The sequence below is a fragment of the Shewanella sp. VB17 genome (assembly GCF_013248905.1).
Classification (GTDB): domain Bacteria; phylum Pseudomonadota; class Gammaproteobacteria; order Enterobacterales; family Shewanellaceae; genus Shewanella.
This window is the reverse complement of the sequence record NZ_JABRVS010000001.1, coordinates 738873-757185: the sequence shown is the minus strand read 5'-3', so window position 1 is coordinate 757185 and position 18313 is coordinate 738873. Positions and strand designations below refer to the sequence as shown.

Here is an 18313-nt window from a genome sequence, read left to right as displayed (position 1 = left end):
TTCTATGACGCAGGCAGATTTCGAATTTATTCGAAGTCTTGCCTACGAAAACACTGGCATTGTGCTGCCAGAAAGAAAAAAGCACATGGTGTACTCAAGGCTTAGTCGCCGGCTACGCCAACTGAAGTTAACAAATTTTGCTCAGTATTGCTCATACGTTTCTAATACGCCTGATGAACGCATGAATTTCATTAATGCCCTGACAACGAACTTAACAGCATTTTTTAGGGAGGAGCACCATTTTAGCTATCTTGAACAGGTTATCGTCCCTCAATGGAAAAAAGAAAATAAAAATCGACTTAGGATCTGGTCATCAGCATGCTCTACAGGAGAGGAGCCTTATAGCATCGCCATGACACTGGAAAAGCATTTTCCGTCAACAAAATCGGATCTTAAAATTTTAGCGACTGATTTAGACACCAATGTACTGCAAAAAGCCGCTGCCGGCACCTATTCATGTGACTCAGTCACTAATTTGCCTGACCGTTATACTGAAAAGTATGTCAGCCACACGCCTGACAATCAACATATACAGATGCGATCAAATATCCAAAAAATGATCCATTTCAAACAGCTTAATTTACTCGAAAAGTGGCCAATGACAGGCCCATTCGATATTATATTTTGTCGAAACGTACTGATTTATTTTGATAATGAAACCAAGAAAAAAATTATTGCAAAATTCAGGAAAATGCTAAGTCCACATGGCTATCTATTTATCGGACATTCTGAAACGTTAATGAATATTTCTGAAGAATTCGATCTGATAGGTCAAACCATCTATAGGCCTTTAGGGCATGGCGGTCAAAAATTAACAAAACCCAAAGGTTAGGTAAACCATCTATAGATGTTATGCATTCATTGAACTTACACCAGAATGACATTCTATTTGGTCGTCATCATCGCAGCATGCTCCTAAAAAGGAAACTATTATGATAAAAGTCTTGATCGTTGATGATTCACCCTTGGTCAGGCAATTACTGACTCATCTACTCAGTGATACAGCAGATATACAAGTCGTTGGCAGCGCTGAAGATCCTTACGAAGCAAGAGAACTAATAAAAAAGCTACATCCCGATGTACTCACTCTGGACATAGAGATGCCGAAAATGGATGGTATTGCGTTTCTTAGAAATCTAATGAAATTAAAACCTATGCCCGTCATTATGATATCCACGCTCACAGAAAAAGGGGCTGCGGTAACGCTTGAGGCTCTTGCTATTGGAGCTGTTGATTTTATTTTGAAGCCAAAATCAGATTTGACCAATAAGTTAATGGACTACCGAGAAGAGCTCATTGATAAAATTCGCTTTGCATTCAAAAGTAAAATACGACCATATACATCAATACCTAAGCCTATACAGGCTAAAGATAAAATGTCATATTTACAGAATCAAATCATCGCTATTGGCGCATCTACAGGTGGAACCGAAGCCATTCAACGCGTGATATGCCAACTCCCAACTGATCTCCCACCTATTGTTATCGCTCAACATATTCCAGCCGCATTCAGTGCCTCATTTGCCAAACGTCTTAATAATAATGCCGGTATGACCGTTATAGAGGCTAAAGGAGGAGAGCAGTTAAAATATGGTACCGCGTATTTGGCCCCTGGTGATGCGCACTTAATTGTTGAAAAAAAAGGCATGTCTCTTTATACCAAACTATTAGATAGCGAACCTGTCAACCGCCACAAACCCTCTGTAGATGTCCTGTTCGACAGTGTGGCACACTCAGTAGGAAAAGCGGCCTTAGGGATTATACTAACAGGAATGGGTAAAGATGGCGCCAAAGGTTTACTCAATATGAAAAACCAAGGCTCATTTACCCTAGCGCAAGATGAAGCAAGCTCTGTCGTTTGGGGGATGCCAGGGGCTGCCGTCGAAATTAACGCCAGCAGTGAGGTGTTACATATTGATAGGATCCCACCAAAGATCCTCTCTTTATTAAAAGTGAAAAAGAAACACTAAAAATTGTCACCTAAACTTCTAACCCATGCTTGTGAAAACCAATAATAACCTGCTTTGCTTTTACTGGGTACAGTACAATTATAGCGAGATCTACCGACAGGAAGATCTAACTCTGCACGTATGCTAAATTCATTACCACTAAGCCAAAGAGGCGCTTTAGCTCCTTGCCCTTGTACATAGCACATCATTTGATGAGGATAGATATCACTAATATCCAGTGTCACTTTCAATTCAGGTCTCCAATGACCTTTTGCTAACTCAGGATCACTGATATTTTGCGATAAAACGGGCATATTTAAACTATCTAGTTTCACTTTCAAACTTTCTAAATCAGCATACACTCCAGCAACAGGAAATCGAGGTAAGGCAGTGAGTGACGAAAAATGGCCGGCGGCACCTGATTGCTGACCTAAACCAATAAAGCCATTTCGCTCTAACATAGACTCTATCGCCTGATTATACTCACCATAAGGATAAGCTAGCATCTTATGATTTTGCCCAGTGACTAAGGTTATCTCAGCTTCTGTTTTTAAGATATTATCCTCTATTCTTTCAAGCCATTGCACTTGTGACTCGCCTTCAAGTTTACGAATTAAGTGCTCATGACCCCAACTATGATTAGCGATTTCGGCGCCTTCTTTGGCAAGTGCCATAAGCTCATCCCAGTTCATCATTTCATGATATTTTGCCTTAATAGGTTCAATAGAGACAAATAACGTGTAGGGAAAACCATATTCCTTTAAAATAGGATGGGCTGTTTTAGCGATACTGCGATAACCATCATCGAAAGTAATAACAACGGTTTTCGGTGCTATTTCCTGATGATTCTTTATTGCATGTACCACCTGTGACAGTGGTTTAACAATAAAATCATGCTCAGCCAAGTACTGCATTTGTTCACGAAATTGTGCAGGGGTCACACTGGTAATGGCTGGCGTCGATGCTGAAACATGGTGATACTGTAAAATCACCGCAGCCTGCGTCGAAAAACCAATCATAACAAGCAAAACAACTAACATGCTTTTAAACATAAAATGTTAAACCTCGAGATAATATGACTCCAGCTGAACTTCTATTAAATAAACAGAAAAACAGACAATTGTTAACACTCGCTCTACCTGTGATATTGTCTAATATCACCGTTCCATTATTAGGACTGGTAGACACTGCAGTGGTGGGCCATTTAAGTAACGCCTACTATTTAGGCGGCGTAGCCGTTGGATCTACCATAATAACACTACTATTATGGATGTTTGGTTTTCTCAGGATGGCCACAACAGGCTTAGTTGCTCAATCCTATGGTGCTGGGAATATACAAAACCAATATAAACTCTTACTTCAAGCTAGCACTCTAGCGCTTATTTTAGGGCTAAGTACGGTAATACTGCAACTCCCGATTCTTAATAGCGTGTTATTGTTCACAGATGCTAGTACAGAAGTTGAACACTATTGTCGTCAATATTTTAACATAAGAATCTGGTCGACTCCTTTTGCGTTACTCAATCTTGTGTTCTTAGGTTGGTTACTCGGTAGGCAAAAGCCTAAAGCCGCTATGTGGCAACTTATCGTTGCAAATCTGGCTAATATCGGACTAGACCTATTATTTGTTTTAGGGCTAGGGTGGGGCGTCAAAGGGGCTGCTTTCGCTTCAGTGCTGGCTGACATAGCTGGTTTTACTGTTGCATTAACGATGGTTTACCAGCAAATTAAACACACTGGGGATTTTGACTTTTCTCGTCTTTATAAAACGTTGGACATTAGTAGTTATCGCCGATTATTAAGCCTAAATACTGATATATTTATCCGCAGCTTATGTCTGCAACTCTCATTTGCCTTTATGACTTTTAAAGGTGCTGGCTTAGGCGATAACACGGTGGCAGCGAACGCTGTTTTACTCAATTTATTATTGCTCATTTCTTATGCTTTGGACGGTATTGCCTACTATGCAGAAGCTGAAGTCGGCAGAGCTTATGGTCAAAAGAACAAAATATTAATGCAAGAAAGCGTCATATTAGCTTGGTTATGGTCCGCAATATCTGCGATCTTATTCACTCTGCTGTTTGCATTTTTCGGAAAAAACATCATTAGTATGCTCACCAACATAGAAGATGTCAGAATTGCCGCTGATGAATTTCTTTTTTGGATTGTGCTACTGCCTTTACTCTCTTTTGGCTCTTATCTTTTCGACGGGGTTTATATTGGTGCTGCGAAGGGAAAAGTAATGAGAAACAGTATGATAATCTCAACTTTCGGTGTCTTTTTCCCTACATGGTTCCTATTGCAAGAACAAGGTAATCACGCCTTATGGGCATCGATGAGCGCGTTCATGTTAGCACGAAGCTTAACACTCACTCTCCACTACAAATATAAACTGAGTAAAATCATTTGATATACCAAACATAAAAAAGCGAGTCATTGCTCGATCTCAGCAATGACTCGCTTTTTTATTGATGTTTACTTACTGGTATGAATGATCACCAGCTTGATGCTCTGTCACATCTTTAACACCTGTTAACTCACCAGGAAACAAATCAAGCAGCTGTTTTTCAATTCCATCTTTCAACGTCACATCAACCATAGAGCAACCATTACAACCGCCACCAAATTGAAGTACTGCAACACCTTCTTCAGTCACTTCAATCAGGACAATGTTACCACCATGACTGGCTAACTGAGGGTTGATTTCTGACTGAATGACATACTCAATGCGCTCATTTAATGACGCATCGCTAGACACCTTACGCATCTTAGCATTCGGCGCTTTAAGCGTTAATTGTGAACCTAACTGATCAGTGACAAAATCAATCGTAGCGTCTTCAAGAAACGGCGCTGATTTTCCATCGACCATAGCATTAAAGCCATTAAATTCGAATTCCATATCATCTGCTTCAACAGCATCCGGCGGACAATAAGAAACACCACACTCAGCAGTCGCTGTGCCTGGGCTAATTACAAAGACACGAATATGAGTTCCGTCGGGCTGATCTGCTAACAAGGTAACAAAATGAGCCTGAGCGGTATCGGAAATAGTGATCATTAAGACGGCTCCCTCAGGTAAAACTTGAGTAATTTAGTATGGATTAGCTCTATGATACTCCGACTGAGTTCAGCTTTGTAGCCCTCAATCAAATTGGTTTGCTTTTTTATTCGAATAATTTAGCAATAGCTTAATTTTAATAGGAAAACATGATTAGTTATAAACATAGTAAATAGTAGCAAAAGCACACAATGAAATGAAAATTAACAAAACTAATCCAAAAGTCCTGGTGCCTCAGCTCTGGCTAAACACCAGACCTGCACATGAATATTTAACTTTTTAAACATCGTTGCAATTTCGTTTACCGTCGTTCCCGTCGTCACTACATCATCAATTAATGCGATCCTCTGATACGGAAAACTATCTGCTAGTCTAAATGCACCAGATAAATTCATACGCCTCTGCTGACCCGTAAGCCCCGCTTGGGACTCGGTATCTAAAACACGTTCTAGCCCTTGAACTGCTATCGGAATATTCAACTGCTGGTAAATAGAATCAGCAATCAACCACGCCTGATTAAACCCACGCTTTCTCTGACGATTAATATGCAATGGCACAGGAACAAGTACTTGAGGAAGTCGCAACAAGCCCAAAGATTCTAATTCACAAACACGATTAACTAACGCCTGAGACAAAACGGGTAGCGCAGCAAATTGGGCCTGATATTTGATTAACCCTATCCATTCCCCTAGACCTTGATGATAACTACATGGAGCGATCACCGCGATAGGTTGCTTTAGTAAGCATCGGCCACAAAATATACATTGAACTTGCATAGCACAACCACAACCTTGACAGATAGGTTGATGATATAAGCCGCTATCTAGGCAAACATGGCAAAGACCTCTAGCGGGAAGAGCGATGCTTTGGTGGCACATCAGGCATCTATTAGGTAAACTAGCAGAGATCAATTGCATTATCTTACCAACAACCAATGACGGCTTCATAAGCATTAAGCCCCTTTTTTATGATATGTTCCAACTAGTATTCACTATGACTAGAGCACTAAGAAGCTAACCCTATGCATTCAACCCTGCACGTAGAATCTATTGGTGAAGGCCAAGAAATAGTCATACTCCATGGCTGGGGAATGAATAGCTCAGTGTTCACTCAATTACATTCATCCTTATCTCAGTATAGGGTTCACTATGTTGACCTGCCCGGTTTCGGTCATAGCGAAGCGATTGATGGTGATCTAGATACATGGGTTGATGCCATCGTTAATCAATTACCCAATAAAGCAATTTGGATAGGATGGTCGCTGGGAGGTTTGGTGGCAACGAAAGCCGCATTAAGATTTCCACAACGGGTTACGGGGTTAGTGACCATTGCTTCATCACCTTGCTTTATGGCTCGTGAAGATGAATTTTGGCCAGGGATCTTCCCTACCGTATTGTCCAGTTTTTCTCTTCAACTACAAAAAAATACAGGTAAAACAATCGAGCGATTTCTTGCTATACAAGCCATGGGGAGCTCGACTGCAAAAGAAGACATACGGCAACTAAAGGAACTTGTCCTTTCAAGACCTTTACCTAAAAACTCAGCTTTAATACAAGGCCTTGAGATGCTAGCAAGCGTTGACCTTAGATCCCAGATCTCACAAATAGAGCAGCCTTGGTTAAGAATATGGGGGCGTTTAGATGGACTCGTCCCTAGGCACGTTCACCCATTAATACCTAAAAATCAACAACATCAAGACCTGCTACTTCACAATGCATCACACGCTCCCTTCTTATCACACAAAGACGAATTCCTTATCGGCCTTACTAATTGGCTCAATAATTTTACTGACTAGAATAATCGCTTTATTTTTAGCACGAATACGGTTATTATTTAACCATAGGCTAGAGAGGTATATTATGCTGGTCGTCACAAATTATCCCAATGTGCCCATAGCGACAACCAATGTTGCAACTGATGCTGCGCGCACAGATAACCAGCAAAGACCGCCAATACTGCCACCCCAAGAACTCACTAAAGGACACAATGAACGTGCCTTTAATCCACAACATGAACGCACTGCACAACAGGCTGATGTACTTGCCAGACTTAATGAGAAAGGTCAGGGAAATCAACAAAGAAGTGGGCAAAAAGAGCAAAATACCCACCAACAACAAACGAATCAGTTGATCGCTCCAAAAACAAACGAGTTAATGAGAAACAAGCCAGCATTAAAAAGACGAGATGTGCATACTCAACACAATGAAAATGAAATAAATATTGTAAAAAATAACCATCAAAAAAAGACACAAGATATCACATTGGCTCAATCTCCAGAGATTTACCAAGCCTTTGCTCAACACATAGAGAGTTTTTATTACCAGCAAACAGAACCTAAACAACAAGCTGCTATTTCTACGCTAATTTAAAATGAAAAATCGCTAATAAAAATAAGCATATTCAGGAATAAAAGTACCGAAGCTAATACACACTTCGGTACATCTTAGTCAATCAGTACGTAATCACATCTGCTATTTTTTAAACTTGGCAAATGCATCGGCGAACGCATTCCCCATAGCCGCATTAGCAGGCTCAACCTTCTGTCTCGAACGATTCTGAGCTTTACTGGCTCCATTTTGATTAGGTCGATTGCCGGCTACTTTAGCGCTTGGGCGACTCACCATTTTTTCACCTATTTTCTCATCTAGACGCATGCTAAGCGCAATGCGTTTTCGCTCAATATCAATCTCCATCACTTTGACTTTAACCACATCACCAGCCTTCACAACAGTATGAGGATCACTCACAAATTTATCTGTCAAAGATGAAATATGCACTAAACCATCTTGATGAACGCCGACATCGACAAAGGCGCCGAAATTAGTCACATTGGTCACAACCCCTTCTAAAACCATCTCTGGTTTTAAGTCGTTAACTTGCTCTATACCTTCTTTAAATATGGCGGTTTTAAACTCACCACGTGGATCTCGACCAGGTTTATCGAGTTCCATCAGAATATCCGTGACCGTCGGCAGTCCAAATTTATCGGAAATAAAATCAGCGGCATTGACGCTTTTTAACAGCGCTGTATTGCCGACTAAGAAATTAAGCGCTTGCGCTTTGGCGTTTGCTATCGACTCAACCAGCACATAAGCTTCAGGATGAACTGATGACGCATCTAAGGGGTTGACACCATTATAAATACGCAAAAAACCCGCAGCCTGTTCATACGCTTTAGGACCGAGACGAGCGACGCTAAGCAACTGCTTACGTTCCTTAAACTCACCATGTTGATCACGGTATGTGACAATGTTTCTCGCTAACGTTTTATTTAACCCAGCCACTTGAGCTAATAAAGGAGCTGAGGCCATATTCAAATCAACGCCTACATTGTTAACGCAATCTTCCACCACACTTTCAAGCGATAAAGATAACTGACTCTGACTGACGTCATGCTGATACTGACCAACACCGATCGCCTTAGGTTCAATCTTCACCAATTCGGCAAGAGGGTCTTGCAAACGGCGGGCAATAGATACCGCACCTCGAATTGACACATCCAGTTCAGGAAATTCATCCGCCGCCAGTTGCGATGCAGAATACACCGACGCGCCCGCCTCACTCACCATCACTTTAGTGATTGTAGGGAGTTCATCTTTTACGCTAGCAATAAGCTCAGCAGCCAACTTATCAGTCTCTCTCGAGGCCGTTCCATTACCCACTGCAATCAACTCCACTTTATGCATTTTTGCTAAGTTTGCCAAAGTTCGGACTGATTTATCCCACTGATTTTGAGGCGCATGTGGGAAAATTGTTGTATGAGCAACCAATTGACCAGTATGGTTAACGATGGCGACTTTCACGCCACTTCGTAATCCGGGATCTAATCCTAATGTCGCCTTAGCTCCCGCAGGGGCTGCCATTAATAAATCACCTAAGTTACGAGCAAACACTTTGATAGCTTCAGATTCTGCCATCTCACGCATCTTACTAATAAATTCAGTTTCCATTTGCGGAGCAATCTTAAATCGCCATGTTGCTGTAACCACCGTTTTCAGCCACTGGTCCACATCACTATGACCTAAATCTAAGGCAAAGTGATCTGCAATAATCACTTCACAATAGCTACCTTGTTTAGATTCATTACTGGGGTCCGCATTCAGATTGACACTCAAGACACCCTCATTACGACCACGTAATATCGCCAATGCACGATGTGAAGGTATTTTATTTATCGGCTCACAATACTCGAAATAATCTCTAAACTTAGCGCCTTCTTTTTCTTTTCCTTTCACCATTTTACTTTCAAGCACTGAATACTGACCGAGATGCCCCCTCACTTTTTGCAACAATAAAGCATCTTCAGCAAAGCGTTCCATTATGATAAAGCGTGCACCATCGAGCACAGACTTAATATCGATAAAATTCGCTTCAACATTGATAAATTTAGCCGCTTCTTGTTCTACATTGGTTTGGCGATTAAGCAGTAGAAAGTCGGCCAAAGGCGCGATACCTGCTTCTATTGCAATTTGTCCTTTAGTGCGTCGCTTGGGCTTATAAGGTAAATAGAGATCTTCTAGGAGTGTCTTGCTGCTGGCATCAAACAATGCTTTTTTTAATTCAGGAGTCAGTTTACCCTGAATATCAATACTGGATAAGATAACTGCACGTCTATCATTCAAATCACGCAGATAGCTCAATCTACTATGTAACGTTCGTAGTTGGGTGTCATCTAGCCCCCCTGTAGCTTCCTTACGGTAACGAGCGACGAATGGAACCGTTGAACCATCGTCTAGCAAAGCAATGGTAGAGGTGACTTGTTGTTCACGAACATTCAGTTCTTGAGCGATAATTTGGGCAATATTGTGCGTCATTTGCATAGGATGTTATATCGAGCCTAAAGTGAGTAACTAGTAGGTACTCAAGATAACACAAGCACTGATATTAAGCATCTTAGAGTCTAAACACTAAGAGAGCGTTTTATTATCATTCACCTCGTCGTTCACCAAAATGCTTCCCGGCAAAGAAATATTAAATTGAGTTCCATGACCTAGCTCAGATTCAACGTGGATCTTGCCACCTAAGACTTTCGTCACCAAGTTATAAACAATATTCATTCCTAAACCACTGCCACCTTTCCCGCGCTTGGTTGTAAAAAAAGGCACAAATATTTTATCTTTGATCTCTTCAGACATACCACGTCCATTATCTTTAAAAACCAAATCAACTCCTATGTCTGTTTGAGTAATATCGAGAGTGAGCGCTCCAGGCTGGCGCTCATCAAAAGCGTGAAGGATAGCATTATTACAGAGATTACTGATAATCTGATAAAAGGCGCCAGGATTACTTCTAATCATTATATATTCAGGGCAGGTATAGCTTAATTCAAGTGAAGTACGCGAAAGAAGTGGACCCAGCGAAAAGAAGACTTCATCAACATATACTTTAAGGTCAAAATCTTGGATCTCTTCATGTGACTGGTCTACAGAGACCTTTTTAAAACTTTGAATCAATTTAGTTGCCCGCTCTAAATTACTCAATAATAACTTGGAGCAATCGAGAAAGTCTTTTATATAGACGTTTAATTCATCTTCGGTCAACTCGCCATTGAGATAATTATCATTCAGTGTATTCACAGTGACATCTAAATGGGAAGCGGCAGATAAACAGACACCTAATGGGGTATTAATTTCATGAGTAATACTGGCCACAAGGCCTCCAAGGGCAGCCATTTTCTCTTTTGCCATTAATTCATTTTTAGTGAATTTCAGCTCATCTAAAATATGACTCAATTCTTCATTATTCTTCTGTAACTCTGCTGTTCTTGCGCTCACTCTCTTTTCAAAATTTCTCATTAATCGATTAAATGCCGTTCCAACGGTATCTGTATCAGTCTCATCATCAATGCAAACATCAAATCTACGGGTTAAATCCAATTCCTGTTCAACGTGCTCCACGGTCTTCACAAACCGCTCAATTGGCTGGCAGATTTCCCGACGCATCATAAAATTATAAAAAAAACTAAACCCAGTAATTAGCAACAAACAGACAAACGATGAAATGAAAAGTTCAGCATTTTTTTGTGCCACTTTGTCAGCAGCATTTTTCACTAATTCACCAGAGCGGATAACTTCCGTCCCTGCTTCACTCTGCTGCTGATTAAGATCAGTAAAACTCATGTCGCTCTCCTTCATGAATTTCAGTAAATCTTGTTCAAGCCCTTCCACCACCAGCCGACTTTCACCAACCAGTGAATGGCCTTTAACACGGGGTCCTGCGACATAAGAATCCACAGCCTGATTCATGACAAGGTAAAAATGCTCAACCTGCTCACTGAGTCTCATCGCCAAAGCCCTATCGCTACCCGAAAGCTCCTCTAGCTTATGGTCTAATATCGTCTTAGTATCGATAGCTTGCTTTTTTGCTTCATCTAACCCGCTTAAAGAGAGATCAAGCAACCAAGCTCGTAAGTTTCTAAACTCATGATAAATATCACTCACTAGCAGATGTTTATCTCGGGCGTCTTGCTGCAATTTTTGCATCTCTCCTTGATGCTTAACCGCTGCTATTTGCAGCTTAACTAAATTCTGCTGCTCGACTCCTTTCTGTGAGACCACTCTAACAGTGAGCAGCATATACAATAAGATAAACGCCATTACTGCAGAAAATAACAGGCTACTAGTGAATAGTTTGGTTGAAATATTAATATTACCTAGCATTCACTCAGGACTCCGCTAAAAGATTTCTCTTTTAATTGTAGAGCGATTTACCGCATACGCCATCATCAATCCACTTATTTAAACGTCACCGCCTACAACCCTTGCACTAAGTACCTCCAATAAGCTCAACGTTAATGATTAACGACAATCAAGGTTAATCAACGATTCAAGCATGACCGATATCGAAATCATTAACTAAAACAGAAGAATGTGAACATCTTTACCATCAACCCAACTTATTCGACAACAACCATTGGAGTTAGGCCTAAATGGCAGTATTATCACCTTAGCTATCGCAAAAAAGCATGACAGTATTAGCAACTAAGAGCGAGGTAGATCAAATTGAAAACAAACCTGATAACCCGTGAAGGGTTGGACAAATTAAATAAAGAACTGCACTATCTGTGGCGTGAGTATAGACCCGAAATAACCCTAAAAGTCACTTGGGCTGCCAGTCTAGGGGACCGTTCAGAAAATGCTGATTATAAAGAGAATAAAAGGCTACTCAGGCAAATAGATTCTCGAGTGAGATTTCTCAGAAAACGTATTGAGGCCGTTAAGGTCATTGAGTATTCACCTGAACAAGACGGTAAGGTTTTTTTTGGTGCTTGGGTCGAAATTGAAAATGAAAATGGTGAAATTAAACAATTTAAAATTGTTGGGCCAGATGAGATATACGGGAGAAAAGATTACATCTCTATTGACGCCCCCATGGCTCTTGCCTTACTGAAAAAAGAGATCGATGACGAAGCAGTCGTAAAGACACCTACAGGAAAACAAACTTGGTATGTGAACAAAATATCTTACTCCGCTTTTACCGTGTAAATCTGCGGCGCTGCTGTTACATCATTCTAGTTATTGGATGAATCAAAAGAAATCGCAACTATTATCATTGGTTTGTTCAAGTTCATTAGCGGCATCTTCTCTTAGTTGGTCTCGACGTTTCAAGGCTTCTGGTGAAATAACTTTTGAACAGGCAAACACGGACAGTTTGTCATACATACTACTTGCCAGATTATTCAAATCACCTGCTGAAACAGTGTGCAACTGTGAAGTATTTAACGCTTCACGATTTAACTCCTGGATCTCTTCAATAATGCTTTTAACATGTAAAACAGCGTTAGCTTGATTGTTTATTGATGAGCCAATTTTCTCTACATCGACTTTCATTGTCCCCATCACATCGCCAACCTTATTCAATTCGGTATTGGCTTGCTCTATGTTAGAAACCCCGCCTTTTAGCAGCTCTTTACTTTCGTCCAGATGCTTAGCTAATACTCCAGTTGAACCTTGGATTAAATCAATAATGCCACTAACTTCCTTGGTTGAATCGCTTGTTCTACTTGCAAGTTGGCGTACCTCGTCAGCCACCACGGCAAAACCTCTACCTTGTTCACCTGCTCTTGCCGCTTCAATGGCCGCATTAAGTGCCAATAGATTAGTTTGGCTTGAAATGGAGGTGATCACATTTAAAATAGAGCCTATTTGCTTGCTATTTTGCTGCAGAATTTCAACTTCTGCGAACGCTTCATCCATTTTTTCTTCTAGACTGTGGATAGCCTTAACGGATTTTGCAACAGTATTGACTCCATCTGCCACACACTTTTCACAGTTTATCGACCCCTCAACAATCATACTCGTTAGCGCTAATACTTCTTCAGTTGATTGCCACACTTTTTCCATATCCTCACCGACGACTTTACTGACACTAGCTTGCAATTGAGACTTTTGAGTCATGTTAGCATAAGATTCTGATAAATCATTAGAAATTGGAACTAGGCGGCCAATAGATTCTGATAAAGAAACAATATTTTCTTCGCACATATCAAAATGCTCATTAATATTCATATGCAGTTTTTTCATTGGCAGTGGCCCACTTAACTCTAGCCTCTTTGATAAATCAATTTGATTTTGAGAATGCTTCAGATGAAGTTCAAGCAACCGCATATGTTGAGTAAGCAAACTAGCAAAACGATACACAGCCAAAAAAGCGATCAAAAGATGCGCTAGTACAAACAACACTGCGTACATATCTGTCTGAATACGAAAAAGTAATAATCCAGAGCACACTATATAACTTATCAATATAACGACAACATCCCACCTGCGTATCAGTATCATTAAGCTGCATCCTGTTGCATTGTCATCATGTTAAATTACTGTCAGTTAGAAAAAATTATAGTCATCTTTTATGGTAATACCAATCGTTGTTTCTTTGTTCAAAATAATCACGAGTAATAGTCAAGATTTTACATACCACTTGAACCATGAAGTTTCATTGCTAATCTTAATGGTCAGTTAAACAGTATAGTTTTTTAAAAACACTATACTGTAAGTTAAGCCTTAATTATTCGCATAAAAAATCATTAACATTGGAGTAAGTTATCTTTATGGATGATCAAGAAACGATTCTTATCGTTGATGATACCAATACTAATATTGCCGTATTGGGCGCATGCTTACAAAACCGTTACCATTTAAAAGTCGCCATGGACGGCAAGCGTTGCATTGAATTAGCCGTACAAGAGCCTATACCTGATTTGATCCTACTTGATGTGATTATGCCCGGCATGGACGGTTATGATGTTTGCCGTCATCTCAAAGATAATCCCCTTACCCAGCATATCCCTATTATTTTTGTCACCGGAAGAGACAGTGATGATGAAGAAGAATTTGGGCTTCAATTAGGTGCCGTCGATTACATCACTAAGCCGATACGTCCTGCAATCGTCCTTGCAAGAGTCGGTGCACATATGAAATTGAAGCAACAACGTGATGCACTCAGGTGCCTTGCTTTACACGACCAACTGACTGGATTATTTAATCGCCATTTTCTTATCGACACCGCTAAAAACAAAATGGCAAGAGCGGCTAGAAATGATGAAGTGTTATCATTAGTCATGCTAGATATCGACCATTTTAAACAGGTTAATGATCGTTTTGGCCATCAATCTGGAGACACAGTGCTTAAAGCCATTGCTCAGGTATTAACGAGTAGTAATCGCACTGAAGATATTGCCGCTCGTTTTGGTGGCGAAGAATTTGTGATATTACTCGATAATTGCTGCATCTTAGATGCTGCAGATAAAACCGAGCAGATTAGATTAAAAATTGAAGCCTTAATCCCTGAAGGTATCTTCGTCACAGCAAGTTTTGGCATAGCTGAATGTCAAGTGAACGAAAGTTTTGATCAACTGCTTGCCCGCGCTGATGCCGCTTTATACCTTGCTAAAGAACAAGGCAGGAACCGCATTGTCAAAGCCAATAATACACGCGAGTAAATCTGCTATATCCACTCACTGATCCGACCTAATTTTGACCAACCCCCTCCATTGATACCCACTACATGATACAAGCTCACATCAAGTAGCATGGTCGACTACAGTGTTTGCGCCATAGCCACTTTAAGGCTATTTAAGTGATGTTCAAGTTGATCTAAATTATCTTCTATATTTCCCATATTACCTGCTTTGCCCGCTAACTCCATTTCAAGGGCTAACGCACTTAGCGTTTCACCACCGACATTGGCTGACGCTCCTTTAACTTTATGCATAATAACCGCAGCTTGGTCCACATCATTGTTTTTAATACTGGCTTTAAGATCAATCATTTGTTCATCTAAATCTTGACAAAAATTTTCTGCAACAGCTTTTATTAACACAGGATCATTCATCAATCTTTTGGCCATCGCTTCATAATCAAAAATGACCAGCGCTTTATCAGTCTTATCTTGATTTTCTACTTTTTTATCCATGATATGAGTGGATTCTGTGGCCACCTCATCATTATCAGGTAGCCATTTTTTTAGCATATTGATCACTTTATCTGAATCGATAGGCTTTGATAAATAATCATCCATACCGGAATCGAGGCATTTTTTGTTTATCTCTGGCCATTGCGTTAGCCGTCATCGCAATGATGGGAATATCGCGACGAGTAACACCTGCTTGATTTGATCTTATTTTGGCCGTGGTTTGATAACCATCTAATACGGGCATTTGGCAGTCCATAAAGATCAAGTCATAATCGGTAATATTTTTTAAAGCAGTCATGACCTCTTCACCATCACTGACCAAGTCAACGATAATACCAAGCTTAGCTAGCAAGCCTTCGATAACTAATTGATTGGTGGTATTGTCTTCAGCGACTAAAACATGTGCTTTAAATTGCTCATACTTGCTCGATGAGTGACGGGGTACGAATGATTTTGGGTCCTCAAGACCCGACACCCTTAATAAAATATTAAATAATTCAGACTGTTGAATAGGCTTGGTGATATAACCTTGAAATCCTACTTGTGTCATTTTAAGTGCATCACCACGCAGCGCTTGTGAAGAGGCCATGATTAACTTGGTTTGCGATAATCTTGATACTTGCTGTATCTGATGGTACAACTCTAGGCCATCAATTTCGGGCATGTGCATGTCCAAAATCGCGATGGTATAAGGCGTGTCGGTCTGAGATGCGAGCTCTAACTCAGCCAGAGCAGCTACTGCACTGTCGACTGACGTATGTGGGATCTCCCATATTTTATGCAGTTGATGCATTAACTCTCGATTAGTTTCATTATCATCAACAATTAATATTTTTTCATTTTTAATATTGCTATCGCAAATAATACCATCACCTACAGCTTCGGCTTTGAGTAGGGGGATCGTGAACCAAAAAGTCGTCCCTTTTCCTATGACACTGTTTACCCCTATTTCACCGCCCATGAGTTCAATCAGTTTTTTACAGATAGATAAGCCTAATCCTGTACCACCATATTTTCTGGTTGTTGAGCTATCAGCTTGCGAAAATTTATCAAACAATGCTGCTTGTTGAGACTCGTCAATGCCGATTCCGGTATCTTGAATGTCAAAACGAAACACTTTTTGTTCAGCTGTTTGCTCTACTAACCGAACATAAACGGCAACCTCACCCTGGGGAGTAAATTTAATCGCATTGCCAATTAAATTGGTCAGTATTTGTCTTATCCGGCCTGGATCTCCTTTAACCCATTGCTCAATGATAGGGGTTGCGGGGCAAATTAATTGCAATTCTTTACGGTGTGATTGAAAAATCAGGGTCGAAGCGATATCTTCCATCATTTTCCCTAAATTAAAGGGGATGATTTCAAGCTCTAACTTACCCGCTTCGACTTTTGAAAAATCTAAAATATCATTGATAATACTTAACAAGCAAACTGCTGATGACTTAATCGTCCCCGCTAACTTGTGTTGTTCTTGGCTGAGCTGGCTATCAAGCAATAAGTTAGTCATGCCAATAACGCCATTCATTGGGGTGCGTATTTCGTGGCTCATGTTAGCAAGAAATTCAGTTTTAGACACATTAGCGACTTCAGCCTGTAATTTGGCTATCGCAAGGTGCGCTATATTGTCTTTTTTCTGGGTGATATCGGTACGAATTGAAGTAAAACCTGTAACTTGTCGCTTACTATCGTAATTAGGCACTATCGTGGTATCAACCCAGTAATATTGGCCATCTTTCGCCCTGTTACGCACTTCATCATGCCACACTTTTCCGGCTAACACCGTTTGGTACATGGCGAGCCAATAGCTTTTTGGCTGATTATTCGAATTTAGTAGATTATGTTTTTTACCTATTAGTTCAAATGCTTGATAACCACTAACTTGTACAAATTTATCGTTAACATAGAGGATATACCCTGCTAGATCGGTAACGGATACCAGTGAGTGTTGATCCAAAGCAAATTTAGCAGCTTCGGCTTGCTCCTTGGCGATAGCAAGCTGGGTTATATTGTCTTTTTGTTGAGTAATGTCAGTACGAATTGAAGTAAAACCAGAGACTTGTCGCTTGCTATCATAATTAGGCACTATCGTGGTATCAACCCAGTAATACTCACCATTTTTCGACCTGTTTCGCACTTCATCATGCCACACTTTACCCGCTAATACGGTTTGATACATGGCTTGCCAATACGCCTTCGGCTGATAATTTGAATTAAGTAACTTATGATTCTTACCAATCAGCTCATTACTTTGATAACCACTGATCTGTACAAATTTATCGTTCACATAGAGAATATTACCTTCAAGATCAGTGACAGAGACAAGTGAATGTTGATCTAAGGCAAATTTAGCAGCTTCGGCTTGCTGCTTCAATGAAGAGGATAATAAGGTCTCTTCTGCATTTTCTGCCATATCTGTACGAGTTATACAGCCTAAAAACTGTTCCCATAAAGATCGCAATCTCTTTTTATGCATTTTCATTCCATGAAATCAAACAAGCGATGTGAAATAAGTACAGACGTTAACAATGATCTATCGTTGGAAAAATAACAGCTTATTAGAGGTTAGCCTAGCTTTTGACTATTTCACAGCTTGACCACTTACTTTTAATTAATCCATGGCTTATTTTAATCATTGTAACGACATTGAGCGAGTGCAATGATTGAATAGCATCGCTATCTAAATGATGTTTAAAGTGTTTCATGGGTACAGGTATTTCGGTATCTTATTTATTTACAACTTCATGAACACAGCCTCTAAATTAATAAAATAGCCTTTAAATTCATAAGCTTTACACTTATCAGCCCAGAATAAGAAGCGGATAAAGTACCATGCTGCAAAAAATAGCTGCTGGTCTTCAGCAGCAAAAAACGGCTATATTATCCTATTAATATT

At 40.2% G+C, this 18313-nt stretch carries 15 protein-coding genes; 7 read left to right on the top strand and 8 right to left on the bottom strand.

From position 1 onward, the window contains the following. The first annotated feature begins 4 nt into the window (after nucleotides 1-4). Nucleotides 5-832 (top strand): protein-glutamate O-methyltransferase CheR, encoded by an 828-nt coding sequence (locus HQQ94_RS03225; protein WP_173293065.1) that lies wholly within the window; start codon nucleotides 5-7, stop codon nucleotides 830-832. A 100-nt stretch (nucleotides 833-932) separates the two neighbouring features. After that, the gene (locus HQQ94_RS03220) at nucleotides 933-1970 is read left to right on the top strand and encodes a chemotaxis response regulator protein-glutamate methylesterase (protein ID WP_173293064.1); all 1038 of its coding nucleotides are present in this window, start codon (nucleotides 933-935) and stop codon (nucleotides 1968-1970) included. Here the strand turns inward: HQQ94_RS03220 and HQQ94_RS03215 are convergent. Continuing rightward, complete coding sequence (locus HQQ94_RS03215) at nucleotides 1967-3001, bottom strand: polysaccharide deacetylase family protein (protein ID WP_173293063.1); 1035 nt, start codon at nucleotides 2999-3001, stop codon at nucleotides 1967-1969. The genes HQQ94_RS03220 and HQQ94_RS03215 overlap by 4 nt on opposite strands. A 23-nt stretch (nucleotides 3002-3024) precedes the next feature. Here HQQ94_RS03215 and HQQ94_RS03210 point away from each other — a divergent pair, with 23 nt between their 5' ends. After that, nucleotides 3025-4359 (top strand): MATE family efflux transporter, encoded by a 1335-nt coding sequence (locus HQQ94_RS03210; RefSeq protein WP_173293062.1) that lies wholly within the window; start codon nucleotides 3025-3027, stop codon nucleotides 4357-4359. 69 nt (nucleotides 4360-4428) lie between these two features. Here HQQ94_RS03210 and nfuA read toward each other — a convergent pair whose 3' ends face one another. Both nfuA and HQQ94_RS03200 read right to left on the bottom strand, forming a co-directional pair. After that, nucleotides 4429-5007 (bottom strand): Fe-S biogenesis protein NfuA, encoded by a 579-nt coding sequence (gene nfuA / locus HQQ94_RS03205; RefSeq protein WP_173293061.1) that lies wholly within the window; start codon nucleotides 5005-5007, stop codon nucleotides 4429-4431. Between the two features lie 212 nt (nucleotides 5008-5219). Then, nucleotides 5220-5954, bottom strand: a complete 735-nt coding sequence (locus HQQ94_RS03200) for a ComF family protein (protein ID WP_254303987.1) — start codon at nucleotides 5952-5954, stop codon at nucleotides 5220-5222. Between the two features lie 74 nt (nucleotides 5955-6028). Here HQQ94_RS03200 and bioH point away from each other — a divergent pair, with 74 nt between their 5' ends. Together bioH and HQQ94_RS03190 are read left to right on the top strand one after the other, a co-directional pair. After that, nucleotides 6029-6802, top strand: a complete 774-nt coding sequence (gene bioH, locus HQQ94_RS03195) for a pimeloyl-ACP methyl ester esterase BioH (RefSeq protein WP_173293060.1) — start codon at nucleotides 6029-6031, stop codon at nucleotides 6800-6802. A gap of 64 nt (nucleotides 6803-6866) precedes the next feature. Beyond that, complete coding sequence (locus tag HQQ94_RS03190) at nucleotides 6867-7376, top strand: hypothetical protein (protein ID WP_173293059.1); 510 nt, start codon at nucleotides 6867-6869, stop codon at nucleotides 7374-7376. Between the two features lie 102 nt (nucleotides 7377-7478). Here HQQ94_RS03190 and HQQ94_RS03185 read toward each other — a convergent pair whose 3' ends face one another. Both HQQ94_RS03185 and HQQ94_RS03180 read right to left on the bottom strand, forming a co-directional pair. Further along, a complete protein-coding gene (locus tag HQQ94_RS03185; protein ID WP_173293058.1) occupies nucleotides 7479-9827 on the bottom strand; it encodes a Tex family protein in 2349 nt (782 codons plus the stop codon). Nucleotides 9828-9914: 87 nt separating this feature from the next. Beyond that, nucleotides 9915-11666, bottom strand: coding sequence for a HAMP domain-containing sensor histidine kinase (locus HQQ94_RS03180; protein ID WP_173293057.1), 1752 nt, complete (start codon nucleotides 11664-11666; stop codon nucleotides 9915-9917). Nucleotides 11667-12008: 342 nt separating this feature from the next. Here HQQ94_RS03180 and greB point away from each other — a divergent pair, with 342 nt between their 5' ends. Further along, the gene (gene greB, locus HQQ94_RS03175) at nucleotides 12009-12491 is read left to right on the top strand and encodes a transcription elongation factor GreB (protein ID WP_173293056.1); all 483 of its coding nucleotides are present in this window, start codon (nucleotides 12009-12011) and stop codon (nucleotides 12489-12491) included. Nucleotides 12492-12533: 42 nt separating this feature from the next. Here greB and HQQ94_RS03170 read toward each other — a convergent pair whose 3' ends face one another. Beyond that, nucleotides 12534-13787, bottom strand: coding sequence for a methyl-accepting chemotaxis protein (locus HQQ94_RS03170; protein ID WP_173293055.1), 1254 nt, complete (start codon nucleotides 13785-13787; stop codon nucleotides 12534-12536). Nucleotides 13788-14056: 269 nt separating this feature from the next. Here HQQ94_RS03170 and HQQ94_RS03165 point away from each other — a divergent pair, with 269 nt between their 5' ends. Then, on the top strand, nucleotides 14057-14947 hold the full coding sequence (locus tag HQQ94_RS03165; protein WP_173293054.1) for a diguanylate cyclase: 891 nt from the start codon (nucleotides 14057-14059) through the stop codon (nucleotides 14945-14947). A gap of 98 nt (nucleotides 14948-15045) precedes the next feature. Here the strand turns inward: HQQ94_RS03165 and HQQ94_RS03160 are convergent, their stop codons facing one another. Next, nucleotides 15046-15525, bottom strand: a complete 480-nt coding sequence (locus tag HQQ94_RS03160) for an Hpt domain-containing protein (protein ID WP_173293053.1) — start codon at nucleotides 15523-15525, stop codon at nucleotides 15046-15048. Next, entirely contained in the window at nucleotides 15518-17893 is a 2376-nt protein-coding gene (locus HQQ94_RS03155; RefSeq protein WP_173293052.1) for a PAS domain-containing hybrid sensor histidine kinase/response regulator, read from the bottom strand. The genes HQQ94_RS03160 and HQQ94_RS03155 overlap by 8 nt, the downstream gene beginning before the upstream one ends. Between the last annotated feature and the right edge of the window lie 420 nt (nucleotides 17894-18313).

Coding starts and splice junctions, on each gene's coding strand:
- HQQ94_RS03160 (WP_173293053.1), bottom strand. CDS start 15,525: ATGGATGATTATTTATCAAAGCCTATCGATTCAGATAAAGTGATCAAT.
- HQQ94_RS03170 (WP_173293055.1), bottom strand. CDS start 13,787: ATGATACTGATACGCAGGTGGGATGTTGTCGTTATATTGATAAGTTAT.
- HQQ94_RS03165 (WP_173293054.1), top strand. CDS start 14,057: ATGGATGATCAAGAAACGATTCTTATCGTTGATGATACCAATACTAAT.
- nfuA (WP_173293061.1), bottom strand. CDS start 5,007: ATGATCACTATTTCCGATACCGCTCAGGCTCATTTTGTTACCTTGTTA.
- HQQ94_RS03200 (WP_254303987.1), bottom strand. CDS start 5,954: ATGAAGCCGTCATTGGTTGTTGGTAAGATAATGCAATTGATCTCTGCT.
- HQQ94_RS03180 (WP_173293057.1), bottom strand. CDS start 11,666: ATGCTAGGTAATATTAATATTTCAACCAAACTATTCACTAGTAGCCTG.
- HQQ94_RS03220 (WP_173293064.1), top strand. CDS start 933: ATGATAAAAGTCTTGATCGTTGATGATTCACCCTTGGTCAGGCAATTA.
- HQQ94_RS03155 (WP_173293052.1), bottom strand. CDS start 17,893: ATGCATAAAAAGAGATTGCGATCTTTATGGGAACAGTTTTTAGGCTGT.
- HQQ94_RS03225 (WP_173293065.1), top strand. CDS start 5: ATGACGCAGGCAGATTTCGAATTTATTCGAAGTCTTGCCTACGAAAAC.
- HQQ94_RS03215 (WP_173293063.1), bottom strand. CDS start 3,001: ATGTTTAAAAGCATGTTAGTTGTTTTGCTTGTTATGATTGGTTTTTCG.
- HQQ94_RS03190 (WP_173293059.1), top strand. CDS start 6,867: ATGCTGGTCGTCACAAATTATCCCAATGTGCCCATAGCGACAACCAAT.
- HQQ94_RS03185 (WP_173293058.1), bottom strand. CDS start 9,827: ATGCAAATGACGCACAATATTGCCCAAATTATCGCTCAAGAACTGAAT.
- bioH (WP_173293060.1), top strand. CDS start 6,029: ATGCATTCAACCCTGCACGTAGAATCTATTGGTGAAGGCCAAGAAATA.
- HQQ94_RS03210 (WP_173293062.1), top strand. CDS start 3,025: ATGACTCCAGCTGAACTTCTATTAAATAAACAGAAAAACAGACAATTG.